This is a genomic window from Streptomyces mesophilus (assembly GCF_040300965.1).
Lineage (GTDB): Bacteria > Actinomycetota > Actinomycetes > Streptomycetales > Streptomycetaceae > Streptomyces > Streptomyces mesophilus_A.
The window spans coordinates 4,360-8,814 of record NZ_JBEPEW010000234.1 but is presented as its reverse complement, the minus strand read 5'-3'; the positions used below and the strand labels follow the sequence as shown (position 1 = coordinate 8,814).

The following is a 4,455-nucleotide window of genomic DNA, read 5'->3' as shown; positions in this document are numbered from 1 at the left end:
GAACGAAGTTCGGATCCGGGGTCTGGGGCGCAGCCCCAGTTTCGGGAAGGGGCGGGTAGGGGAAAACCGCCCGCCGCAGGCGCCCACCCGCACCCTGCAACGAGACCGCACCCCATCCGCAGCCGCCCACCCCCAGCGCATCCCAACAGACCGGCGCACCCCAGCGCACCCAAACAGACCGGCGCACCCCAACAGACCGGCGCACCCCACCCTCAAGCCGAAACCCGCACCCCCACCCCATCCGCAATCATCCGCCGCGCGCTGGGCCCCACCAGTACCGCCCACACCCCGCTCCCCTCCTCCAGCCATCCCGCCAGCGCGCGGGCGAAATCGGGGCGGGTGTGGGACAGGGAGACGAGGCGGCGGTCGAAGGACGCGGCACCCTCGGGCGTACGGACCAGGAGCAGGCCGCAGCGGCGGACCAAGTCGCGTGTACGGGGCCAGTCCGCACCCCCGGTGCGTACCGCCACGGTGAGCACCTCGTCCAGGACGGCCGGCTCGTGCTCCAGCTCGAGCAGCACGTCGAGCAGCTCCGTGCGCAGCGCCCGCGCGGAGGGCCCGCCCCTGCCCGGCGCCGCGAGCACACCGGCCAGAGCCCGGCGGACCTCTGGCGGTCCGTTCTGCAGGAGACCGGTGACCAGCGGAAAGAGCGTCGCCCGAGCCTGGGCCCCCTGTTCCAGGCGGCGGTCCACATAGACGCCGGCCTGCGCGGCCGCCTCCGGCCGGAGGTCCAGGAAGTCGCGTACGAGATGAGTCACCCGGCGGGCGACCGCCGGTGTGGTGACCCCGGCGAGCGCCTCGAGGACCTCGGCGGACCCCGCACCCGGTTCGCGCAACCGGCCCCGGAACGCGCCGAGGACAGGTTCGGGATGGGTCGTGAGGGCCGTGGCGAGGGCGGCCGATGAGAGCTGGGGATCGCCGGCCGCGTACCGCTTCAGGGCGAGCGGCAGATGACGGGCCCGGGTCAGCGGATCCCGTACGAGGAGGGAGAGCGCCGCACCGTGCAGCGCGCCGTCCTCGGGCCGGGCGAGGAGGGCGAGGGCCGCGTAGCGGAGCAGGGTGCGGTCCGCCTCCGTATCGAGGGACAGGACGACGCGCAGACCGTAGGACGCGGCCGCCACACGGCGTTCTGCGCGGTCGTCGTGGGCCCAGCGGTCGACCGCGCGGCACAGGGCGGAGGGCTCCTCCTCGGCGAGCGTGGCCAGGAGTTCATCGCCGCGGGGGTGGCCGCAGTCGACGAGGGCCTCGGTGAGGTCGTCGAGCGCACGGTGGCGGTGGGTGTGCAGCAGGGCCTGGGCGGCGTCGGCGACGGTGGCGGCCGGCGCGGAGGACAGGGGGCGGTCGTCGGTGAACCAGCGGGCCAACAACGGCTGTACGACGGCCGGTTCGGCCTTGAGCAGAGCGGCGACCGTGTCCAGACAGCGCTCTTGTCCGGGCCCGGCATCGGCGACCACCAGCCGCCGCAGCAGATCGAGCCGCTCCTCGGCGGGCAGCGGCAGGGCCCGCCAGAACCACGGGCCGATCCCCTCGTACACCCGGCACACCCCGCGCCCCGCCCCGCCCGCGAGGATCCGGTCGGCGAGCAGCCGCAGGACGGGCATGTACGGGCGGGCGTCGGGGACCCGGAGCAGGGTCTCGGTCAGCAGGTGCACGGCCCACCAGGCCGCGTCCGCGGGGTTCCTGCGGCTGCCGGCCGCCCAGCTGGGGACGGGGTGCAGTCCATGGCGGGCGAAGTGGTCGGCGGCGAGGGTGAGTTCGTCGAGGCGGCGCCGGAGCTGATCGGGGCCCTCCTGCCGCTCCAGGAGCAGCAGGGCCTGGAGGACGGGGCCGATGCGGTGCCGCGGTACGGGCAGGGGGCGTACGGGCTCCGTATCGGCGGTGGCCCTGCGCGGGCGCCGGCGCGGGCTCTCCACGCGCGCGGGCAGCCGGGCCGGGCCCGGCGCGCGTGCCGAGACCGCATCGGGGTCCTCGCGCCAGCGGTGGACGAGGGCGAACAGGGCCGCGTCCAGGTCGAGATGGGCCCCCTGGATCCAGTCGGCGAGCTCTTCGTGCGCGAACCGGTAGCCGGCCCCCGCAGGCACCAGCGCGCCCTCGGTGAGCACGGCGGAGGCCCATCCCGTCGCCCATGGGAAGACTTCCTCGAAGGCCTCCCGGTCCAGCTCCCCCTGCCCGGGCCCCAGACACCGCCGCGCGGCCTCGTGCAGCCGTCCGGCCACCTTGGCCGCGAGCCGTCGTACGGCCGCGCCTCGTACGTCCTGCAGAGCCGCCAGTCGTACGGCGATCCGCAGACAGAGCAGATCCAGATACGCGGAGAAGATCTCGGACCGGTCCGGGCACCCTTCCACCGCGTCCCCGAGCGCGGCCCGCACCTCCCCCAACAGCCGTACCGCCAGAGGATGTTCGGCGTCCCACGCGACCAGCGCGCCGTCGGGCACCCCGTACAACCCACGTACCCATCCCGCCTGCCGCTCCCCCAGACCTCCCAGGCGTACGCAGGCAGGCAGCAGCCCGCCCTGCGTGGAGCCGTACAGGGCGCTCCCGGGGAACAGCGCCCCGGCCTGCTCCCAGTACTCCGGCCGGCAGGCCACCACCAGACGCGCCCCGGTCCCCCGCAGCCACTCCCCGGTCCCGGCACTCCACTCGGCGAGCCGGTGCGCGAGCTGCGGCGGCATCTCCTCGGGCCCGTCCAGGAGTACGAGCAACGGCCGCCCCGCATCCCGTACGAGCCGGGCGATCCGGTCGGGCCCGATGTCCCCGAGCTCCCCTTCCTGTTCCTCGTCCGCCACCGGCACCCCCTCCGACGCCGCCACGATCCGCCCGGCGTGCGCGAGGGCGCGCCCGACCGCGTCGGCGATCGAGGTGTCCTGCGCCCGCAGGGAGGCTCCGCGCAGCCACACGGTCGGGGCCGGTGCGCCACCGCGTGCGCGGCGGCGGGCGAGGGCGCCCAGCTCGGTGGTACGTCCGCTGCCGGGATCCCCGACGAGCCCCAGCACATACGAGGCCGACCCCAAAAACTCCGCGAACTGGCGCCCCACCTCCTCGCGTTCCACCGGCTCGCGCTCCTCGCGCGGCAGATCGGACCCCACCGAGATCGCGCTGAGCTGCAGCGCCCCGGCCAGATTGAGATCGCGGCCGTACGCAGGGACGCTCGCGGCGTTGCGCGTGAGCAGGGCGTCGAGCGTGCCGCCGGTGTCGCTCCGCGCGGCCGCCCGCAGCGGCACCGCGTAACCGGCCGCGCGGTGCCCCGCGTCGAGCGCCGTGCCGAGCACCCCTAGCACGGCCCCGGTCACGGTGTCGACGACCGGACCACCGGCCGCTCCCCCGCCGAGCTGCAGCGCGTCGGCGGCATCGGTGCCGACGGCCAACTCCAGTACGCCGCCGAGCAGATGGAACCGGTCCGTCGCGGTGTACGTCACCTGCGCACCGGCATCGAGCACGCGCGCCTCCCGCCAGCCGAGCGCGGCGATCCGCACGTACGCGCCGGGCTCCACGTGCTCGCGTACGGACAGGGGCAGCGCGCGCAGACCGAGCCCTTCGGTGCGCACGAGCGCGAGATCCGCCTGGGGGAACGAAATGACGGCATCGGCCCCGACCACACACGTACGGCCGCCGCCCGCGTGCAGCACGATGCGCGCGAGGCCGTCGATGGCCTCATGACTGGTGATGACGGTGCCGTCCTCGTCGGCCGCGAAGCCGGTACCGCGGGGGCGGCCCGCCAGATCACAGATCCGGACCAGTTCCTCGCGACCCCCGGCCATCCTCGTCCTCCCCGCGGCGCTCTCCTACGACCGTAGGGAGACTTGATCCGCGACGGGCCCCGCCAACCGGATGCGCCCCCTGTGTACCGTCGCTGCGCTTCGAGCGCCTGCCTGAACGGGTGAACGACGTTTGCAGCGGAGCACTGGGGCGGTGCGGGTGCCGTCCGGTGGGGGGCGCGGTCTCATTGCCGGGCGCGGCTGGGTGGCGCCTGCGGCGGGCGCCTTCCCCCCCTACCCGCCCCTTCCCGAAACCGGGGGCTCCGCCCCCAGGCCCCCCGAATTCTCGGGCCCTTGGGGTGGGGGCAAGGGGGCGAGTGGGAGGGGGGAACAAGCGGGGCGAGTGGGAGGAGTTGAGGTTTGGGGGAGCGGGTTGTGCGAGGCGGGGTTGGGGGGAGCGAGTTCTGCGGGGTGGGGTTCGAGGGGAGCGGGTAGTGCCGGGTGGCGTGTTGGCGCGGGGCCGTAATGGTTGCCATGCCGTGCCGCTCTGGCGGGGGCTCCGCCCCCTGCACCCCCGATGCGCGAACGAAGCGGCAGCCGCGCGTCAGCGGATGGCCCCAACACGCAGGCCAGAACACCCCACCAACCCGCAGCCGCCCGCCAACGGATGGCCCCAACACGCAGGCCAGAACACCCCACCAACCCGCAGCCGCCCGCCAACGGATGGCCCCAACACGCAGGCCAGAACACCCCACCAACC

At 74.9% G+C, this 4,455-nt stretch carries 1 protein-coding gene; it reads right to left on the bottom strand.

What is annotated here, in order from left to right:
* Positions 1–212: 212 nt before the first annotated feature.
* Complete coding sequence (locus ABT367_RS39440) at positions 213–3,758, bottom strand: trypsin-like peptidase domain-containing protein (protein WP_352258550.1); 3,546 nt, start codon at positions 3,756–3,758, stop codon at positions 213–215.
* Between the last annotated feature and the right edge of the window lie 697 nt (positions 3,759–4,455).

Excerpts from the sequence above, each read along its gene's own strand:
- ABT367_RS39440 (WP_352258550.1), bottom strand. The coding sequence starts at position 3,758 with ATGGCCGGGGGTCGCGAGGAACTGGTCCGGATCTGTGATCTGGCGGGC.